The sequence below is a fragment of the Cellulomonas jepli genome, assembly GCF_047229345.1.
Taxonomy (GTDB): domain Bacteria; phylum Actinomycetota; class Actinomycetes; order Actinomycetales; family Cellulomonadaceae; genus Cellulomonas_A.
On record NZ_JBFTER010000013.1, the window covers coordinates 1 to 18,795 of the forward strand.

The window sequence follows — 18,795 nt, forward strand, 5'->3', positions numbered from 1 at the left end:
GCGCCGAGCCGCAGCGCGTGCCCGGCGTCACCCCGCCCGCTCACGCGCCGGCCCCCGACGTCCCGCGGTGCGCGGCCACGAGCTCACGCAGCGCTGGGCCGACCTCGCCGCCGAAGAGCCGCAGCGCGCGCTCGTCGTCCCCGGCGAGGACGAAGGTGCTGAACCCGTGCTCGACCACGAGCTCCCCGAGCTGCTCGACCCACTGCGCGACGGGCCCCTGGAGCAGGCCGTCCGACCGGTCGGCGAAGGTTCCGCTGATGTTGAGGAGCCGCCGGACGTCCTCGGGCCGGCGGCCCGCGGCGAGCGCGGCGTCGTCGATCCGGGCGTTCGCGTCGGCCAGGTCCTGCGGCGAGCCGAGGTAGGAGAGCGAGGGCAGCCAGCCGTCGGCCTTCTGCCCGGTGAGCGCGAGCATCCGCGGCTTGTAGGCGCCGAGCCAGATCTCCATGGGGTGCGCTGGCGACGGTCCGCGCTTGGCGCCGTGCACGGCGTGGTGGGTGCCGTCGACGCGCAGCGGCTGGCGCGTCGAGTCGTCCCACACGCCGCGGATCACGTCGATCGCCTCGCTGAGCGCCGTGACCGCCTGGCCCGGCGTGAGCCGGCGTCCGCCCATCGCCTCGATCGCGTCCCAGAACGCCCCGGCCCCGAGGCCGAGCTCGACGCGCCCGCCCGACAGCCGGTCCAGGCTCGCGGCGGCGCGGGCGAGCACGGCGGGCGGGCGCAGCGGCAGGTTGAGCACGTTGCCCGCGAGCCGGACGCGCTCGGTCCGCGCGGCGACGTACGACATCAGGGTCCAGGTGTCGAGGAACGCCGGCTGGTACGGGTGGTCCTGGAACGTCACGAGGTCGAGCCCGGCGGCCTCGCTCGCGACGGCGAGCCGGACGGGCGCCTGCGGGTCGGCGTGCGTCGGCGTGAGGAACGACCCGAGCAGCAGGTCGTGGCCGTGGTCAGCCATGGTCGGGCGGTCCCTTCGACGGATTCGCGTTGTCGAGCAGACCGTATGTCCAGCAGACGATCTGCGCAAGCGACGTCCTCGGCGTATGCTGCGGGCGTGGAGACGACGACGGCAGCCGGCGGCGGACGCCTGGGGCACGACGAGCTCGGGTGGAGCCTCGGCGTGCTGCTGCGGCACTACCAGGAGCAGGTCGGGCCCGTGCTCGACGCCGTCCCGCACGGTCACCGCGGCTTCCAGGTCCTCGCCTCCGTGGTGCACGGTGACCAGCGCAGCCAGCTCGCGCTCGCCGGGCACCTCGGCATCGACCGGACGGTGATGACCTACCTCGTCGACGACCTCGTCGCCGCCGGCCTCGTCGAGCGCCAGGTCGACCCGGCCGACCGGCGCCAGCGCCGCCTCGTCCCGACCGCCGAGGGGCGCACGACCCTCGCCCGGCTCGAGGACGACGTGCGCGCGGCCGAGGACGCCGCGCTGCAGGTCCTCGCGCCCGCCGACCGTGCGGCGCTGCGCCACCTGCTCTCCGCCGCGGCGTGCGCACTCCGCGGCATCGCTCCGGCGAGCGACGTCTGCGCGGCCGTCGAGGGAGAGCTCGGGCTGACCGCCCGCTGACCCGCCGCGCCACCCGGCCCGGCGCGTCGTCGGGCACTCGCGGCGCGCCCCATCGGGCACCGTCCGTGCCCTGCCCGGCCGTATCCCCCGGCCCCCCACAGCCTCCACCCAGGAGACCGCCGACCTCCGGCGGCCCGAGCAGGAGGCACCCCATGACCACCACACCCGAGAAGCTCGACGCCCCGGTGACCGCGCGCTCGCTGCGCCGGCGCCGCGAGGAGGAGGCCACCGAGGCCCCTCCGGGCGGCGAGTTCTCCCTCTACGAGTTCGCCCTGCCCGACGGCGACGACGTCGAGCTCGTGCGTGACGAGCGCGGCACCTACCGCGTCGTGGCCCGCACCCGCGGCGACGGCGTCCGCGTCGAGCCGCCGTACCCGACGCTCGACGTCCAGAAGCTCGACCGCGGCCTCGTCGAGCAGCTCGGCGACGTCCGGGAGCTCGACGGCTACCGCCCGCCGTTCGCGGCGCTGCGCTCGTGGCCGCACGTGCTCGAGCGCGCCGGGAAGCTCGGCGAGGACGAGGACCGGCCAGCGAACGTGTTCCAGCCCGACTCGCGCTACGTCTACCAGGACACCTCGTTCCCGTGGCGCATCGTCGGCCGCGTCTGGGGAGCGGGCGGGACGGGCAGCGGCGCGGTCGTCGGCCCGCGGCACGTGCTCACCGCGAGCCACATGATCGACTGGCACGACGACGGCGGCGCCGGGTGGGTCACGTTCTCGCCCGGGTACTACAACACCAACGGCCCGTGGGGCGAGTACCACGCGACCTCGATCCTGTCGTGGAACAAGGCCGAGGGCGGGCTCACCGACCTCGAGACCGCGTTCGACTACGTGGTGCTCGTCATGGACCGTCCCGTCGGGGACCACGTCGGCTACGCCGGCTACCGCGCGTACGACGACGGCTGGAACGGCGGCGCGTACTGGCAGCACATGGGCTACCCCGGCGACCTCACGGGGACCCAGCGCCCGGCGTTCGTGGGCAGCGCGGTCGTCTCGTCGACGTCCGACGAGTCCGTGTCCGGCCAGGACGGCCTCGTCATGGGCCACTTCAACGACATCACGGGCGGCCACTCCGGCGGTCCGGTGTGGGGCTGGTGGGGCTCGGAGCCGTGGCCGCGGGTCGTCGGGGTGCAGTCCGCCGAGTCCGGCACCCCGGGCCCGACGACGTCCGGCGACAACGAGTTCGGCGGCGGGTCGGCGCTCAGCGCGCTGATCACGTACGCGCGGTCGAACTTCCCCTGACCGGTGCGGGCGGCGCGTCGCGAGGCTGCGGCGCGCCGCTCTCGCGCGCTCCGGTCGGCGAGCTCACACCGGGCGCCGGGCGTCCACCCGGTGCGCGAGGCCGGCCGTCCCCACCTGGTCGGCGTGCTCGACGTCGAATCCGGCCTCCGCCGCGAACCGCCGCGGCTCGCGCAGCAGGTGGTCCGCCTGGAACCGCACGGCCAGCGGGTCGAGCACGCGCTGGACGCCGCGGACCCAGCGCGACGACGCCGGCCCGTGCTCGACGAGCACGAGGCGCCCACCCGGTCGCAGGACGCGCCGCGCCTCCCGCAGCGCGGCACCGGGGTCCGGGACGGTGCACAGCGCGTAGGTCGCGACGACGGTGTCGACCGAGCCGTCGGGCAGGTCGAGGTGCTGGGCGTCGCCCTCGCGCAGCTCGACCCGCTCCCCCAGCGCGAGGTCGCGCACCCGGTGCCGCGCCCGGGCGAGCATCGCCGTCGACAGGTCGATGCCGAGCACGTGCGTCGCCGCCGCCGGGTACAGCGGGAGGTTGAGGCCGGTGCCGACCGCGAGCTCGAGCACCGTGCCGGACGCCCGCGACGTGGCCCACGTCCGCTGCTCGCCGAGCAGCCGCCGCTCCGCGACGCGCATCTCGTCGTCGTACGCGTCGGCGTGCGTGTCGAAGTACCGCCGCGCACGCTCGGTCGCGGGGTCGGTCGCGCGCTCCGTCGCACCGTCCTCGTCGCTCGCGTCGGCCATCCGACGAGTGTGGCACCGGCCGCCGGACCGCAGCTTGCCGTCTGAACCGTTTCATCGCGGCCGCTGCTCGTTGTGCCGTCCTACAACGTTGTCCTACGGTCGGCGCACCCCCCGCACCCGCCCGCCGTCCGGCGCCCCCACGGCGTCGGACCCCGCCGCAGCGCGGCCGGGCGCCCGCGGGACACCCCGACCGGAAGGGCCCGACGACGTGCACCTGACCGAGAACCGCCCACCCACCCGCCGCCGACCGGCGGCCCTCCTCACGGCCGTCGCCGCGGTCGCCTCCGCGCTGGCCGCCGTCGGCGCGGTCGCCGTCGCCCCCGCGGCGAGCGCCGCCACCGTCGACCCGACCGCCTGGTACCAGCTCGTGAACCGGCAGAGCGGCAAGGCCCTCGACGTCGACGCGCGCTCGACCGCCGACGGCGCCCAGGTCCTCCAGTGGACCCGCGGCGACGGGTGGAACCAGCACTTCCAGTTCGTCCCGACCGGCGACGGCGCGTACCGGCTCAAGGCCCGCCACTCCGGCAAGGTCCTGGACGTGTGGGAGTGGAACGCCGCCGACGGCGCCCAGATCCGCCAGTGGACCGACCTCAACGCGCAGAACCAGCAGTTCACGCTCTCCGACTCCGAGGGCGGGCGGGTCCGCCTGGTGAACCGGTTCTCCGGGAAGGTCGTCCAGGTCCAGGACCGCTCGACCGCCGACGGCGCCCTCGTCGTCCAGGGGACCAACGCGAACTCCTACCACCAGCAGTGGGAGCTCGTGCCGGTCGGCTCCGGGAGCGGCGGGGGCGGCACCGGCGAGTGCGGCGGCACCGCCCAGGCGGAGGTCGTGCAGAGCGGCAGCACCTGGACGGCCCGCCGCGGCGGCAGCCAGGTCTACAGCGGGACCGACCTGCGCGCCGCGGTCCAGGCCGGCATCGACAGCCTCACGCCGGGCCGCACGACCAAGGAGCGCGTCGTCGTCCGCGGCTCCGGGACCATGAGCGCGAACAGCCGCATCTCGCTGCGCAGCTACACGACCGTCGAGGTGTGCGGCACGATCCACGTGACCGGCAGCGGCACCGGCGACCAGGCGATCTTCTACGGCCGCGGCGTCACCGACGTCGAGATCACGCGCCTCAAGGGCACCGGGACCCCGAACTACGGGATCTTCATCCGCAACGGCGTCAACATCACGCTCGGCCAGATCGACCTCCGGTTCGACCGGGTCGGCCTCGGCATCCGCATCGACAACCACGGCGACCGCTCCCAGCGGACCCGCAACGTGCGCATCGACGACGTGTACGTCGCGAACACCGGCGCCGAGGGCGTCGAGACGTACGGCGTCGACGGCCTGACGATCGGGACGGTCACCGGGCGCAACACGGGGTACTCCGCGCTGCTGCTCAACGACACCAACCAGGCAACCGTCGGGACGGTCGACGCGCAGGGCGCCGGGACCGGCACGGGGTACGCGGCGTTCCGGATGGCCAACCGCAACGGCGCGAACGGCGGCTCCTGGGCGACGAACATCCGCGTCGGGACCGTCAAGGCGTCGGGCGGCGGCCGCGGGATCTTCTGCGTCTCCGAGAGCGGCGGCGCCGTGATCGACCGCGTCGAGATCTCGGGGACCGGCAACAACCCGATCCTCATCGAGAACTGCTACAACGTCACGATCGCGACCCGGAGCGGCACGGTCTCGGGCGGGGAGGTCCGCCTCGCAGCACGCACCGAGTTCGCCGGGAACCGCGACATCACGCTGCAGAACCTCACGCTCACGAACGGCGCGCGGCTCCGCGAGAGCCCCTGCACCGCGAACCTGACGATCCGCAACGTGACGCCGACGAGCGCGATCACGCGCTGCTGACCGGATCACCGCGCGCGGTGCACGAGGTCGGACGAGGGGTGGTCACCGGACAGGTGACCACCCCTCGTCGCGCGCGTCCGGGCGCGGTTCCCGGTCGAGAGGTCGGAGCCGGGACCTCGTCGCGCTCGTCAGCGCGTCCGGAGCACCTCCGCGACGAACCGCGCGGAGCGCTCGCGCAGCCCGGCGACGCGCCGCTCGACGATCTGCTCACGCACGGAGTCCAGGTCGCTGCCCGCCTCGGCGCGCGTCGGGGTGCGACGCACGTTCTGCGAGCACCGGAACTCGGTGCAGATCAGCGTGCCGATCGTGTCGCCGCGCCGGCCCAGGGCACCGCCGCGGCGCGCGACGTAGAACGACACGTCGTCGGTCTCGACGACGTCCTCGCACCACGCGCACACCGCCCGGCGGCGCTTGCCCTTCGTCGCGTCGCCCGAGCGGAGCAGGACCCCGACGGGCTCGTCGTCGAGCTCGACGACGACGTACGCGGCGAGCGGAGCCTTGCGGTCACGCCAGCCGAGGTACTCGAGGCGGTCCCAGCGCAGCGCGTCGAGGTCGGGGAGGGTCGCCTGGGCCGCCTCGCGGCGGGAGGCGTTGACGAAGCAGGCACGGAGCTGCTTCTCGGTCAGGGGGTTCATCAGAGTTCTCGGCTTCCGGTGGGTCGGGGCCACCGGCCGGCGCACCGGGCGGTGCACGGCGACGCGTCCGCGACCCGGGTGTCCGGGCGGCGGGCGGCTGGTGGCGGGGCAGGGGTCAGCCCCGCCCGCACGCTCACCGGGGCACGGCGCGCCGGGGTCGACCGCCCCGGGGAACGGTGGACCGGCGTGCTGCCGTGCTCGTGGTCAGAGGTGCGTGACGAGGCTCCCGGGCGCGCCTGAGCAGGCCAGGGCGGCCACCCCGCATCCCGCGATGCCCAGCATCCGCTCGCTCCCCGTTCCTCCGACGACGCGGCCGCCGCTCAGCACGCGGCGCCCGACCCTCGATGGTGCACCGCGGAGGGCGCCTGAGGCAACCGATCTTGCGGGTGCGTTCCGCCACGTCTCCGCCCTCGTCGCACGCGGGCGTCGTCCCCGCCTGCTCCGACGTCCTTCTCGGCCCGACGCGGCACGTACGTGCGCCTACCTCCGTCTGTCGAGGTGCGCCTCGATGACCGTGACCGCGAGCCAGTGCCCCAGCCTCCGCGCCAGGTCGAGCGCCGACCCGGTGCCGGGAACCGTCGCGAGCGGGTCGGCGCCGCGCGCGAGCAGGTACGCGGTCATGTCCACGTGCAGGGGCTCGCCGAGCTGGACGTACCCCTGCACCTCGGCGTCGATCGCGTGCTGCAGCAACGTGAGCCCGTCGACCTCGTCGATGTCGGCTCCGCCGTCGAGCAGGTCACGCAGCATCGGCAGGTCGTCGTTCTCCACGGCCAGGTGCGCAGGCGTCATCGGTCTCCCGTTCGTGGGTCCACGCAGCGCCGGGTACAGCCGGCAGTGCCGCTGCGACGGTAGCCGTCCCCGTCCGGGACGAGGACCACGTCCGGCGGACGGCGTCCGGGCGCGCGCTGCCGTCACGCGTCCGTCGTGACCTCCGCCGACGCCAGCGGCACGTCGAGCCCGACGACGCCGAGCTCGACCCGGCTGATGCCGTCGAGCGGGACCGCCGACGAGGCGCCGAGCCCCGCCGCGACGCGCGAGCCCGTGCTCGTCCACGTCGCGACGACCGTCCGCTCCCCCGCGTCGTCGACCAGCACGAGCGTGTAGACCCCGACGGCCAGCTCGGCGGCCTCGTACTCGCACGACCAGTCGAGCCGCGTGCCCCAGCGGGCCGGGACGAGCGTCAGGTCCGCGCTGACGCCGGACTGCCCGACCGGGGTCAGCGTCACGGTCCGCGCCTCCGCCTCGGCGACGACCGCGGGTGCGCGCTCGTCGTCCCCGAGCTGCGCGGTCGCCGCACCGCCGAGGCCGCTCGCCGCGACGAGCCCCACGGCGGCGACCGCGAGGAGCGTGCGCCGGCGACGAGTGCGCCGCTGCGCCGCGTGCGCGAGCGAGGCGATGGGCACGACCGCCGCCGACGACTCGTCGTCCTCGCCGCCGGACGCGCCCGACCGGGTCGCGCGGAAATCGCCGGAGCCGCGCGCGGGCTCGGCCGGCGTCGCCACGTCTGCGGGCACCATCCCGAGCAGAGCCGGCATCCCCGCGAGGTCGCCGACCGCCTCCCGGCACGCCGGGCAGCCCGCGAGGTGCTGCTCGAACTCGCGCCGCTCGTCGGGCGCGAGCGCTCCAAGCACGTACGCGGCGTCCCACTCGCGGTACGGGTCGGCGGTCATGAGGTCACCCCTCTCTCCTGGAGCGCGAGCCGGAGGGCGCGCAGCGCGTAGTGCAGCCGGGACTTGACGGTGCCGGGCGGGATCCCGAGCTCCGCGGCGAGCTCGGCGACCGAGCGCCCGCCGTAGTACGCCCCCACGACGACCGCGCGATGCTCGGCCGAGAGCCCGTCGAGCGCGTCGCCGACGAGCCACGCGTCGAGCACCGCCTGCGTGCCGTCGCCGGTCGGGGCGTCCGGCACGTCCCCCGTCGTGAGCTCGCGCCGCCGGTGGGCGCTGCGCACGTCGTCGACCACGAGGTTGCGCGCGACCGTGAACAGCCACGCGCGCACCGACGCCTCGGGGCGGGTCAGCACCTCCGGGTTCCGCCACGCGCGCAGCAGCGTCTCCTGCACGACGTCCTGCGCGCGGGCGGGGTCCGTGAGGCGCACGACGTACCGGTGCAGCGCGGCGCCGTGCGCGGCGTGCACGGCACGCAGCAGCTCGTCGGCGTCGGCGTCGGGGGTCATCGGTGCTCGTCAGCCTGCCGTCAGCCGGCCGTGAGGCGCAGGTCGAACTCGACGGCGCCGGTGTCCTCGACGCTCACGAAGCCGAGGTTGGGGGCCTCGACGCCGTAGTCGGCGAACGTCACGGGCACCGAGCCGACGACCTGGACCGCGTCGCCGGACGCCGCGATCTGCGCGTCGACCGTGACGGGCTGCGTGACGTCGCGGATCGTGAGCTCGCCGACCAGCTGGGCGCTCGTCGCGCCCTCCTCGAGCTCCACGGGCTCCGTGAGCTCGAACGTCGCCGTCGGGTAGGTCTCGACCTGGAGCGCGGTGCTGCGGAAGTAGTCGTCGCGCCGCGCCTCGTCGGTCGCGATGCTCGCCATGTCGACCTCGACGGTCGCCTCGGTGAGCGAGCCCTCGGCGACGGTCAGCGTCCCCGTCACGTCCTCGGTGCGCCCGGTGACGGTGATGTCGTTGCCGCTGAGCACCTCGTCGACCCGGTACCCCGCGAACGAGCCGTCACCGATCGTCCACGTGCCGTCGGTCGCCGCGGGCGCCGCCGTGCTCCCGGCCTCGGCCGCTGCCGTCAGCGTGGGTGCCGCGTCGACCGTGCTGTTCTGGCTGTCCGCGTAGAGCCGCGGACCCACGATCAGACCCGTCACGAGCACCACCACACCGACCCCCGCACCCGTGATCACCTTCGTGCGCTTGTCCATCGTCCTGCCTCCTGCCGCCGTCCGCCCCCGTCGCGACCCGGTCGAGGCCGCCACCCGGTAGACGAGACGCAGGGGCCGATGGTTCACCACGTCTCTATGAGCGGCCCGTGGGCCCCCCGCGAAGCCACCGAGGGATGTCGGCCGAGGCCGGCCACGCGCGCGTCCCGAGGTCGGGCGACGCGTGCCGAGTCCGTACGACCTGGTGGCGCGGCGAGGCGTACGCGAGGATGCCGACGAGCGTGAGCAGCGCGCCCGCCGAGCGGAGAGGCACGAGCATGACGACCGCACCGACTCGGACCCGAGCGCGGCGGCTGTGGCTCGTCGCGACCGTGGTGGCCGGCGTCACCGCGGCCGCCATCTGGGGGCATGCCGTGCCGCGCGAGACCGTCTGCCCCGCGATCTACCCGGCGCCCCCCACCTGCACGCACGAGCACCGCGTCGAGACGGGCGTGCTCTGGACCGTCGTCCTCGCGATGACGTACGCCGTGGCGCTCGCCGTCACGCTGACGGTCGGCCGGCGCCGGCGGCCCCTCGCGGCAGCGGCGGTCGTCGTGCTCGTGCTCTGCGCGGCCGTCGCCTACACGGCGGTTCTGTCCTCGACCGGGTACGTGCTCTGACCCGGGCGCCGGCCGCACCCCTTGCACCTCACGTGACGTGAGGGCCTAGCGTCACGAGGAGCGGCACCGTCCGGCGCCGCCCTGCACGGCACCGCACGCGAAGGAGCGGACGATGACACGGATGGTCCCGTACCTGACGGTGCACGACGGCGCCGCGGCGATCGAGTTCTACGCCGCCGCGTTCGGCGCGAAGGAGAGCGGAGAGCGGTACGACGAGGAGGACGGCCGGATCGGCTTCGTGGCCCTGGAGGTCGACGGCGAGCCGCTCTACCTGTCCGACGAGAACCACCGGTACGGCGCGTACGCCCCGCGGACGCTCGGGCACGGCACGTCGTCGGTCGTGCTCCACGTGGCCGACGCGGATGCCTCCTACGCCCGCGCCGTCGCGGCCGGCGCGACGGTCGACCGGGAGCCGCAGGACCAGGGCGACGAGCGGCGCGGCTGGCTGTTCGACCCGTTCGGTCACCACTGGGCGATCTGCTCGCCGCTCGGCTGAGCGGCAGGTGCGGCGGTGGACGACGACGGCGCGTCCTGGCGGGTCAGCGACCTCGCGCACGTGTCCGGGCTGACCGTGCGGACGCTGCACCACTACGACGACGTCGGGCTGCTGCGTCCCGAGCGGACGGCCGCCGGGCACCGCGTGTACCGGCGCGCGCACGTCGAGCGGCTGTACCGGATCAGCGTGCTGCGCCGGTTCGGGGTGTCGCTCGACGACATCGCCGCGGCGCTCGACGACCCGGGCTGGAGCCTCGACGGTGCGCTGCGCGGGCAGCTCGCCGCGCTGGAGGACCAGGTGCTGCGGATGGAGCGGACCCTGCACCGGCTCACGGACGTGACGTCGGGGATGGGGCCGCGGCGGGGCGAGGACGGCGACGCCGGGCTGCCGCCGGGCGGGGACGTCGGAGCCGGACGGTTGCCGGGCGAGGACGCGGACGTCGCGCCCAAGCCGCCGGCGGCGCCGCACGGCAGCGACGTGGACGTGTGCCGCCGGCTGCTCGCCGTCCTCGAGGACACCGCGGTCGTCGCGACCGAGCCGCTGCGCCGGATCGCGGTGCTCGTCTACGCCGACCTCGCGGCGGCGCACCGGCATCTCGTCGACGTCTTCGGGCTCGTGCCCGGCCCGCTGCACCGGGACGACGACGGCACGGTCGTGCACGCCGAGGTCCGCACCGCCGACGGCATCGTGATGCTGCACCGCGTCGCCCCCGAGTGGCGGCTCGCGTCACCGGCGACCGTCGGGGCCGCGACCGGGATGCTCGTCGTCACGGTGCAGGACGTCGACGCGCACCACGCGGCCGTCGTCGCACGCGGCGGCACGGTCACCTACCCGCCGACGGACCAGCCGTACGGGGTCCGCGAGTACGGCGCGCTCGGCCCGGAGGGCGAGCCGTGGTCGTTCTGGTCGCCGCTCGCCGAGCCGCCCCCGGCGTGACCGGTCCGGACGCCGCGCGCACGGCAACCGCGTCGCGACCGGGGGCTCGGGGCTCACAGCACGACGACCCCCTTGCCCCCGACCACCCCGGCCTCCATGTCGCGGTGCGCGTCCGCGATCTCGTCGAGCCGGTACGTGCGCCCGAGCGGCACTCGCGCCCGACCCGCGGCGACGGCGTCGAGGAAGTCCTGCAGCACGTCGGGCGGGAGGTCCGCCGCGCCGCCGGAGTACGCGGTGAGCCGCACGCCGTTCGGCAGCCAGTCCATCGGGTAGAAGTCGGGGATCGTCCACTCGTCGGAGAGCATCCCGGTGAAGCACGCGGTGCCGCCGGTCCGCACGGCCCGGAGCGTGTCGCGCAGCGTCGTGACGCCGACGAGCTCGACCGCGCCGTCGACTCCCCCGGGCACGAGCTCCCGCACCTGGTCGGCGAGCGAGCCGTCGTCGACGAGGGCGTGGTGCGCGCCGGCGTCCGTGAGCAGCCCGAGCCGGTCCGCCGAACGCGAGGTCGACAGCACGGTGAGCCCGCGCAGGCCGCCGAGCACGGTGAGCGCGAGGCCGACGGACGACGTCCCGCCGCGCACCAGCACGGTGTCCCCTGCACGCGCCTGCAGCCCCACCGTGAGCGACCCGTGCGCGGTCTGCAGCATCTCCGGAACGGCGCCGAGCACCTCCCAGGGCAGGTCGCTGCGGAACGGGACGACCTGCGCCGCCGGCACCGCGACGAGCTCCGCGTAGCCGCCGTCGCGCTCGCGGCCCATGCCGCCCATGAGCGTCACGACCTGCGTCCCGACCGCGACCTCACCGCCGGGCGCTGCCTCGACGACGCCGGTCGCCTCGATGCCGGGGATGCGCGGGAACGACCCGGAGTACGCCTGCCCGCGGCGGAAGTGCAGCTCGGAGCGGTTCAGCCCGAACGCCCTGACGCGGATGAGCACCTCTCCGGGCGCGACCTCGGGGACGGCCACCTCACGGACCTGCAGCACGTCAGGGCCTCCCGGCGCGTCGACCACGACGGCACGCATGCGGGCGCTCACGCGGTCGCCGCCGCGGGGGTCAGGCGTGCGTCGAGCCGCCCGAGGACCTCGGTGGCGGCCGCGAGCGCGTCCGCGGGCTCGCCGGCGAGGTGCTCCCGCATCGCGTCGTCGAGCAGCGCCGTCCCCGTGGCGAGCGCGTCTCGCCCCCCGGGCGTCAGCGCGACGAGCGACGAGCGGCGGTCGTCGGGGTGCGGACGCCGGGTGGCGAGACCGTCGCGCTCCAGGCGGTCGACGAGCTTGCTCGCGGCGCCCACGGTGATGCGCAGGTCCGCGCGGACGTCCTGCACGCGCGCACGGCGGTCGTGGTGATCGACGACGCGGAGCGCCGACAGCGTCGCGAGGGACACGGCACCACCGTCGCGCAGCCGGTCCTCGAGGTGGTTCCAGAGCCCGGTCTCATACCGGATCAGCAGGTCGAAGAAGTCCATGCCGATCAGAACTCGATGCACCGGAACTATATTCCTGGTGATCTTTCGCGCGTGCCGCCCCTCCCGCGGCCCAGTGCCGTAACCACGTGGCCGGTCGAATATCTCCCGCGCACCGCGCTCCCGGACCAGACTCGGGGCATGACGCACCCTCGACCCGGCCGCCCGGTCGACCACCCGTGACCGCCGACGGCTCGCACGCCGCCGTCGTGCGCGAGCTCTGGGCGCTCGGCGCGAGCCTCGGGCGCACGCCGGAGCCGACGCCCGAGGTCGACCCGTGGGAGGAGGCGGACCCCTACCCCGTGGACGACGTCGTCGCGGTCGTGGCCTTCGGCGGGCGCCCCTCGGTCGTCGTGCGGCTCGACCGCCTCGGCGAGGACGTCGTGACGCTCGAGGACGTGATCGACGTCGACGTGCCGCGCCGCGACACCGTCGCCGTCGTCGAGTCGGTGCTCACCGGTCAGGCGTGGATCGAGCGCCCTCGCGTGCCGGCGCTCCTGCGGTGGCTCCCCGTGCTGCTGGGCTCGGCCTTCGCCGGCTCGGTGCGGGTGCCCGGGCGCGGCGAGCGCGTGTACGGGGCGCCGATCCAGTCCGCGATCTCGAGCGGCTGGGTCGCGGGACTGCCGGTCGTCGAGGAGCACGGTGCGACGCGGCGGCGGGGCGGCCGGCCCTGACCGGCGCCCCGGGCACGCCGACCGAGCGCCGCGACGGGACGAGACCCGGGCGCCCGCGCGCCCCCGAGCGACCGGTGGTGCCGGCTCAGGACACGTGACCCGTGAGCAGCCGGTGCCAGTACACCTGCGGCTCGACGTACCGGTCGAAGAGGAACGTGCTGCGGCGCGGGCGCACGAGGTCCGGGAACCGGACGGTCGGCTCGGGACGGCGGTCGCGGTCGAACTCGGCGAGCAGCAGGTGCGAGCGGGACGTGGTGACGGGCCCGATCGAGTACCCGTCGTAGTGCCGCATCTGCTTCCCGGTGCGGCGTGCGGCGATGTTGTGCGCGACGACGGGCACCTGCTTGCGCAGCGCTCCGCCGGAGGGCAGCGCGTCGACGGTCGCGACGTCGCCGAGGCCCCACACCGTCGGGTAGGCGACGTGCTGGAGCGTGTGCGGGTCGACCGCGACGAACCCGTCGCTGCCGGGGGCGTCGAGCCCGCTCTCGGCGACCCAGCCGGGCGCGCGGTGCGGCGGCGCGAGGTACAGGGCGTCGTAGTGCAGGTCGGACGAGCCGCCCGCGGACCGCACGCGCAGGGTCCGCGACGCCGCGTCGACGGACTCGACGGTCGTCGCGGTGCGCACCCGGACCCCGAGGTCCTCGGCGGCGGCGCGGAGCTCGCGGTCGGCGCGGTCGAGGTCGACGAGCCGGTCGGCCTCGACGAGCAGCTCGATCTCGACGTCCCCGAGCACGCCGGTGGTCCGCCAGTGGTCGGCTGCGAGGAAGAGGGGCTTGAGCCCGACGGGCGCGCACGGGACGTGCCGGTCCGAGATCGCGAAGACGGCCCGGCCCGAGGTCAGCGACGACAGCATCGTCCACGTGTCCGGTGCGTGCTCGGGCAGGTAGCTCGTCGACGCGTACGGGGTCGCGACGGCGGCCTCCGCGCCCGGGACCGCGTCCCAGTCGACCTGCGAGCCGGGGCAGACGACGAGGTCCGTGCAGGTGATCTCCTCACCGCCCGCGAGCCGCACGAGCGAGCGCTCGGGCTCGATCGCGACGACGCGGTCCGGGTACCAGCGGACGCCGTCGGGGATCACGTCGGCCTGCGGCCGGCGCAGGTCGTCGAGCGTCGCGAAGCCGCCCGCGACCCAGGACAGCAGGGGCCGGTACTCGTGGGTCTGCTTCGGGTCGACGACCGCGACGTCGCGGCACCGGTCGCGGCGCAGCTTGGCGGCGAGCGAGATGCCGGCGTTGCCGCCTCCGACGATCAGGACGTCGTGGTGGCGGTGGGGGCTCATGACCGAACCACGCTCCGGGGTGTCGAGGACGGGACCCGAGCCACGGTAGGAGACGCCTCGGTCCGGCGCGCGCTGGGGCCTTCGCCCCACGGTGTCGGGTATGTACTTTCCGGTCAGTAACCCATAGCCTCGCTCCGCCGGGACGACGACGCCCCGGACCTCCCGTGCCGACGACGCACCGCGGACGGCGCGCGGGTGGACGATCCGACCGGTCCCCCCGGACCCGAAGGAGACGCACGATGCAGCTCGCGCCCCCCGCACCCCGCACCACCAGACGCCGCTGGCTCACCGCCGCGATCGCGACCGTCGCCGCCGGCGCCGCGACCCTCACCGGCACGCTGCCCGCAGCCGCCGCCAGTCCCGCCCCGGCCCTCGGCCCCGCCCCCGCGGCCGTCGGCGACGTCGTCTGGTCGCAGGAGTTCAACGGCGCGGCCGGCTCGGCGCCCGACGGGTCGGTCTGGAGCTACGACACCGGCGCGGGCGGCTGGGGCAACGCCGAGCTGCAGAACTACACGACGTCGCGCGCCAACTCGGCGCTCGACGGCGCGGGCAACCTGGTCATCACCGCGCGGCGCGAGGGCGACGGCTCCTACACGTCGGCCCGCCTGCAGAGCAACGACAAGTTCGAGGTCAGGTACGGCCGGGTCGAGGCGCGCATCCAGGTCGCGCGCGGCCAGGGCATCTGGCCGGCGTTCTGGATGCTCGGCGCGGACTTCCCCGCGACGTCGTGGCCCAGCTCCGGCGAGATCGACATCATGGAGATCGTCGGCAAGGAGCCGCACCGGGCGCACGGCACGGTGCACGGCCCCGGCTACTCGGGCGGCGCCGGGATCACCGGCACGTACCAGCACCCGCAGGGCTGGGCGTTCGCCGACGACTTCCACACCTTCGCGGTCGACTGGGCCCCCGGCACCATCACCTGGTACGTCGACGGCCAGCGCTACCACCAGGTCACGCGCGCGAGCGTCGGCGCCAACCAGTGGGTGTTCGACAAGGCGTACTTCCTCATCCTCAACCTCGCGGTCGGCGGCCAGTGGCCCGGCTACCCCGACGCGACGACGCAGTTCCCGCAGCAGATGAAGGTCGACTACGTCCGCGTCTACGACAACGGGGCGAACGGCGGCGGCGGGGGCGGCGGCGGCGGCGCGCTGCCGACCGGGACCGGCACGATCCGCGTCGCCAGCTCGCTGTGCCTCGACGTGCCGTGGGCCCAGACCCACAACGGCAACCCGGCGCAGGTCGTGAACTGCAACGGCAACGCCGCGCAGCAGTGGACGCGCGGCACCGACGGCACGATCCGCGCCCTCGGCAAGTGCCTCGACGTGTCGGGCGGCGACACCGCCAACGGCACGGCAGTCCAGCTCTGGGACTGCAACAACACGAACGCGCAGAAGTGGACGTACGACTCGGCGGCGCGCACGCTGCGCAACCCGCAGTCGGGCCGGTGCCTCGACGCCAAGGGCGGCAACCCGGTGTTCGAGGGCCAGAAGGTCAACATCTGGGACTGCCACGGCGCGGCGAACCAGCAGTGGACGTTCTGACCGACCCCACCGCACCCACCGGCGCGTCGCGCACCTGACGCCCGGGACGACTCCTGACCGGACGGCCCTCCTCCCCCCCGTGGGGGCCGTCCGGTCAGGGCTGTCGTGCGGGGCCTCCTGCGTGCGGCCACAGCGGTGGACCGGGCGGCCGCCGAGGCACGTCGGCGCTGGCAGGATGGCCGCCGACAGCGGCTGCGCGACGCCCGCCCCGGCGGCGGCGCCCGGTCGGGGCGCGACGAGAGGACCCGCATGACCCAGGCGGCACGCACGACGTCCCCGACCACCCCGTCCCGCGTGCGGAGCGTCCTGCTGGCGCTGACCCTCGCCACCACCGTGGCGGCGTGCGCGCCCGGGGACCCGACCGGCGGCGCCGCACCTGCGGACAGCCCGAGCCGCTCCGCGGAGCCCGTCGCGTCGCCCACGCCGGAGACCACCACCGCACCCCCGGCGACGCCCACGGACGTCCCCGCCGACGTCCTGCTCCCCGCCGAGGTCTTCGAGGCGTCGAGCGAGGTGCTCGCGGAGACGACGGCCGTCGAGCCGTGGCGCATCCCGGACTCGTGCGGCGACGTCGGGGCGCCCGCAGGGGCGACCGCCATGCGCACGCACGCGCACGGCGACGGGATGGAGGAGACCGTGGTCGGGGTCCAGCAGGTCGCGGCGTTCGCGACGGCGGACGACGCGGTCGCGGCAGCCACCGCGCTCGTCGAGGCGCTCGGCGCGTGCGTCGACACGAGCGGCTCGGGCGGCGGGTACGCGGTCGAGCCCGTGGCCGTCGGGGCGCAGGGTCACGGGCTGGCGACCTGGTACTACCAGCCGGGCGACGACAGCGGGCTCGGGACCTACCTCGCCGTGACGCGCCGCGGCAGTGTCGTGACGCTCGTCTCGGGCGAGGGCGGCGAGCGCACCGTCGGGACCGCCCGCACCGAGACGGTCGCACAGACGCAGCAGGCGTGGGAGCTGCTGTGCGGGTACGAGGTCGCGGGCTGCTGAGCCGGCCAGAGCTGCGCGCGAGACGCAGCAGGCGGCACATCGGCGGCGTCGCCCATCGGACCCTCCTCGAGCCACGCCCGGTAGCTGTCGTCGTTGCTCGGACTCGGGTGGGTCCGCACCCACGCCCGCTCGAGGTCCACCAGCCGCAGCGCCTCGACGAGGACCTCCGGCCGGCTCGTACGACCCGGCACCCGCGCCGACGTCGAGGACGGTCCGGCTCGTGCCGAGCGCGGCATGCACTCGGGCCTCGATGCGCGGGTCGGTCGTGCGCGGGACCGCGTAGCCGCAGAACCAGGGCTCGGGCAGGAACACGGGACACGCGGGGGTGCGACCAAGGCCGGGTACCGCACACGGCATGCTGTGCCCGTGCAGTGGACCGATCCGGAGATCGCGCTGGCCGCCGCCCGTGAGGGTGCAGCGGTCGCGTTGGAGTACTTCGGCCGGGTGCGCGCGCTCCCGGTCGCGAGCAAGGCGGACGGCTCGTTGGTGACCGAGGCCGACCTGACCGTCGAGTCGACGATCAAGCAGGCCCTGGCACGAGCGCGGCCCGATGACGCCTTCCTCGGCGAGGAGACAGGGAGCTCGGGGACAGGGCACCGGCGGTGGATCCTGGTGCAGGACAGCCCGTGGCACTGCCACGGCGCCCTGCTCGTCGCCGCCGGGGAGCTCGACCTCGCCGTCCAGATCGGGGGCCGACCCTGGGACTACGCCGCCCTGGCGCTCATCGTCCACGAGGCAGGCGGGCAGGTGGCGGGCTCGAGCACACCCGGCCACCCCATGAGCGGCACCGTCGCCTTCGCGTCCGGCGACCGCCTGCTCCGAGAGACGCTGACCCTCCTCCCGTGAGGCCACACCCGTCCGCGCATGTCCCGGGACGATCGTTCGGGCACTAGATCGCGTTGCTGACCGGTCTCACCGATGCGCCGGGGCTCGGGACGGGCGCACCGGCTGACGACGGACCGGACGACCCGGTCCCGGGCTCGGCCGTCCAGCTGCCCAGGAGCGGGAGCGTCTGCGCGGTGGGTGAACCCGGGGCGACGGTGTAGACGACGAGTCGTTGCTCGGGGTCGTGCGGTCCGACGACGGACTCGATGCCGAACGTCAGAGGCCCGGCCGAGGGGTGGTCGACGTGCTTGGTCACCGAGGTGCGGAACGTGACCCGCTGGTCGTCCCACCACCCGGCGACGTCCGGGTCGCCGTGGCGGAGCTCGTCGACCAGCTCGACGAGGAGGCGGTCGTGGGGGTGCCGCCCCATCTCGTAGCGCAGCGCCCCGACGGCGGGGCCCGCGAAGTCCGCCCAGTTGCTGAGGCGTGCCCGCGCCGCCGGGTCCAGGAACAGCCACCGCGCGAACGAGGTCCCCGGCTCCATGGGCGCGCCCAGCACGGCGGCCAGCAGCCTGTTGCGGGCCAGGACCACCGACCGCCGCCCCAGCAGGAGCACCGGCACGGGGTCCAGCACGTCCATAAGCCGCAGCATCCCGGGGTCGGGGCGCTGGGCGATCGCGGCCACCTCCCACCTCGTGCGTGAGGTCGGCGCGGCCAGGTCACGCAGGTGAGCCTGCTCGACGTCGTCCAGCTGCAGCGCCCGGGACAGGGCCCGCACCACCTCGTCGGTCACGGTCTGCTGGCGGCCCTGCTCCAGCCGGCTGTAGTGGTCCGGACTCAGACCGGCGAGCACGGCGAGCTCCTCCTTGCGCAGCCCGGGCACCCGCCGCGGACCGGGGAACGCCGCGACGCCGGCCTGGGCCGGGGTGAGCCGGTCGCGTCGCGACCGGAGTAACGCCCCGAGGGCAGCACGGTCGGTGGGCACCCGTCCAGCGTACGAGTGGACGACGGCGCGGACCTGGGCGTGCCGTGCCCCGGCAGCACGCGCCCTGGTCCCCCGCCGCGACGACCGGTGAGGTGGTC

Annotated in this window: 21 protein-coding genes; 10 read left to right on the forward strand and 11 right to left on the reverse strand. The window is 75.2% G+C overall.

Annotated features, from left to right (window positions below; all coding sequences use genetic code 11):
* Positions 1-40: 40 nt before the first annotated feature.
* Entirely contained in the window at positions 41-952 is a 912-nt protein-coding gene (locus AB6N24_RS04865) for an LLM class flavin-dependent oxidoreductase (RefSeq protein ID WP_412868298.1), read from the reverse strand.
* 96 nt (positions 953-1,048) lie between these two features.
* Here AB6N24_RS04865 and AB6N24_RS04870 point away from each other — a divergent pair, with 96 nt between their 5' ends.
* Both AB6N24_RS04870 and AB6N24_RS04875 read left to right on the forward strand, forming a co-directional pair.
* Positions 1,049-1,561 carry a MarR family winged helix-turn-helix transcriptional regulator gene (locus tag AB6N24_RS04870; protein WP_412868299.1) on the forward strand — a complete coding sequence of 171 codons (513 nt, stop codon included), beginning with the start codon at positions 1,049-1,051 and terminating at the stop codon, positions 1,559-1,561.
* Between the two features lie 152 nt (positions 1,562-1,713).
* A complete protein-coding gene (locus AB6N24_RS04875; RefSeq protein ID WP_412868300.1) occupies positions 1,714-2,802 on the forward strand; it encodes a trypsin-like serine peptidase in 1,089 nt (362 codons plus the stop codon).
* 63 nt (positions 2,803-2,865) lie between these two features.
* On the opposite strand, the gene AB6N24_RS04880 is transcribed toward AB6N24_RS04875, so the two are convergent.
* A complete protein-coding gene (locus AB6N24_RS04880; RefSeq protein WP_412868301.1) occupies positions 2,866-3,540 on the reverse strand; it encodes a class I SAM-dependent methyltransferase in 675 nt (224 codons plus the stop codon).
* Between the two features lie 208 nt (positions 3,541-3,748).
* On the opposite strand from AB6N24_RS04880, the gene AB6N24_RS04885 reads away from it, so the two are divergent.
* A complete protein-coding gene (locus tag AB6N24_RS04885) occupies positions 3,749-5,386 on the forward strand; it encodes an RICIN domain-containing protein (protein ID WP_412868302.1) in 1,638 nt (545 codons plus the stop codon).
* Between the two features lie 128 nt (positions 5,387-5,514).
* Here AB6N24_RS04885 and AB6N24_RS04890 read toward each other — a convergent pair whose 3' ends face one another.
* The 5 genes from AB6N24_RS04890 to AB6N24_RS04910 form a co-directional block, all read right to left on the reverse strand.
* Positions 5,515-6,021, reverse strand: a complete 507-nt coding sequence (locus AB6N24_RS04890; RefSeq protein ID WP_412868303.1) for an FBP domain-containing protein — start codon at positions 6,019-6,021, stop codon at positions 5,515-5,517.
* Between the two features lie 480 nt (positions 6,022-6,501).
* On the reverse strand, positions 6,502-6,810 hold the full coding sequence (locus tag AB6N24_RS04895; protein WP_412868304.1) for an ankyrin repeat domain-containing protein: 309 nt from the start codon (positions 6,808-6,810) through the stop codon (positions 6,502-6,504).
* A 122-nt stretch (positions 6,811-6,932) separates the two neighbouring features.
* On the reverse strand, positions 6,933-7,691 hold the full coding sequence (locus tag AB6N24_RS04900; RefSeq protein WP_412868305.1) for an anti-sigma factor family protein: 759 nt from the start codon (positions 7,689-7,691) through the stop codon (positions 6,933-6,935).
* Positions 7,688-8,197 (reverse strand): sigma-70 family RNA polymerase sigma factor, encoded by a 510-nt coding sequence (locus tag AB6N24_RS04905; protein ID WP_412868306.1) that lies wholly within the window; start codon positions 8,195-8,197, stop codon positions 7,688-7,690. Before AB6N24_RS04905 ends, AB6N24_RS04900 begins: the two co-directional genes overlap by 4 nt.
* Positions 8,198-8,217: 20 nt before the next feature.
* Positions 8,218-8,892 (reverse strand): YceI family protein, encoded by a 675-nt coding sequence (locus tag AB6N24_RS04910; RefSeq protein WP_412868307.1) that lies wholly within the window; start codon positions 8,890-8,892, stop codon positions 8,218-8,220.
* A 275-nt stretch (positions 8,893-9,167) separates the two neighbouring features.
* On the opposite strand from AB6N24_RS04910, the gene AB6N24_RS04915 reads away from it, so the two are divergent.
* The 3 genes from AB6N24_RS04915 to AB6N24_RS04925 all read left to right on the forward strand — a co-directional run bounded on the left by AB6N24_RS04915 (position 9,168) and on the right by AB6N24_RS04925 (position 10,941).
* Complete coding sequence (locus AB6N24_RS04915) at positions 9,168-9,509, forward strand: hypothetical protein (protein WP_412868308.1); 342 nt, start codon at positions 9,168-9,170, stop codon at positions 9,507-9,509.
* A gap of 112 nt (positions 9,510-9,621) precedes the next feature.
* Complete coding sequence (locus AB6N24_RS04920; RefSeq protein WP_412868309.1) at positions 9,622-10,005, forward strand: VOC family protein; 384 nt, start codon at positions 9,622-9,624, stop codon at positions 10,003-10,005.
* A 15-nt stretch (positions 10,006-10,020) separates the two neighbouring features.
* Positions 10,021-10,941 carry a MerR family transcriptional regulator gene (locus AB6N24_RS04925; protein WP_412868310.1) on the forward strand — a complete coding sequence of 307 codons (921 nt, stop codon included), beginning with the start codon at positions 10,021-10,023 and terminating at the stop codon, positions 10,939-10,941.
* A 53-nt stretch (positions 10,942-10,994) separates the two neighbouring features.
* Here AB6N24_RS04925 and AB6N24_RS04930 read toward each other — a convergent pair whose 3' ends face one another.
* Both AB6N24_RS04930 and AB6N24_RS04935 read right to left on the reverse strand, forming a co-directional pair.
* Positions 10,995-11,975, reverse strand: coding sequence for an alcohol dehydrogenase catalytic domain-containing protein (locus AB6N24_RS04930; RefSeq protein WP_412868311.1), 981 nt, complete (start codon positions 11,973-11,975; stop codon positions 10,995-10,997).
* The gene (locus tag AB6N24_RS04935; protein ID WP_412868312.1) at positions 11,972-12,424 is read right to left on the reverse strand and encodes a MarR family winged helix-turn-helix transcriptional regulator; all 453 of its coding nucleotides are present in this window, start codon (positions 12,422-12,424) and stop codon (positions 11,972-11,974) included. The genes AB6N24_RS04930 and AB6N24_RS04935 overlap by 4 nt, the downstream gene beginning before the upstream one ends.
* Before the next feature lie 155 nt (positions 12,425-12,579).
* Between AB6N24_RS04935 and AB6N24_RS04940 the strand changes: the two genes are divergently transcribed.
* The gene (locus AB6N24_RS04940) at positions 12,580-13,074 is read left to right on the forward strand and encodes a hypothetical protein (protein ID WP_412868313.1); all 495 of its coding nucleotides are present in this window, start codon (positions 12,580-12,582) and stop codon (positions 13,072-13,074) included.
* 85 nt (positions 13,075-13,159) lie between these two features.
* Here AB6N24_RS04940 and AB6N24_RS04945 read toward each other — a convergent pair whose 3' ends face one another.
* Positions 13,160-14,353 carry an NAD(P)/FAD-dependent oxidoreductase gene (locus tag AB6N24_RS04945; RefSeq protein ID WP_412868314.1) on the reverse strand — a complete coding sequence of 398 codons (1,194 nt, stop codon included), beginning with the start codon at positions 14,351-14,353 and terminating at the stop codon, positions 13,160-13,162.
* 239 nt (positions 14,354-14,592) lie between these two features.
* Here AB6N24_RS04945 and AB6N24_RS04950 point away from each other — a divergent pair, with 239 nt between their 5' ends.
* The 3 genes from AB6N24_RS04950 (at position 14,593) to AB6N24_RS04960 (ending at position 17,733) form a co-directional block, all read left to right on the forward strand.
* On the forward strand, positions 14,593-15,894 hold the full coding sequence (locus tag AB6N24_RS04950) for a family 16 glycosylhydrolase (RefSeq protein ID WP_412868315.1): 1,302 nt from the start codon (positions 14,593-14,595) through the stop codon (positions 15,892-15,894).
* A 249-nt stretch (positions 15,895-16,143) separates the two neighbouring features.
* Complete coding sequence (locus AB6N24_RS04955) at positions 16,144-16,887, forward strand: hypothetical protein (protein WP_412868316.1); 744 nt, start codon at positions 16,144-16,146, stop codon at positions 16,885-16,887.
* A 366-nt stretch (positions 16,888-17,253) separates the two neighbouring features.
* Positions 17,254-17,733 (forward strand): inositol monophosphatase family protein, encoded by a 480-nt coding sequence (locus AB6N24_RS04960; protein WP_412868317.1) that lies wholly within the window; start codon positions 17,254-17,256, stop codon positions 17,731-17,733.
* A gap of 43 nt (positions 17,734-17,776) precedes the next feature.
* Here the strand turns inward: AB6N24_RS04960 and AB6N24_RS04965 are convergent, their stop codons facing one another.
* On the reverse strand, positions 17,777-18,697 hold the full coding sequence (locus AB6N24_RS04965; RefSeq protein WP_412868318.1) for a helix-turn-helix transcriptional regulator: 921 nt from the start codon (positions 18,695-18,697) through the stop codon (positions 17,777-17,779).
* Positions 18,698-18,795: the final 98 nt, after the last annotated feature.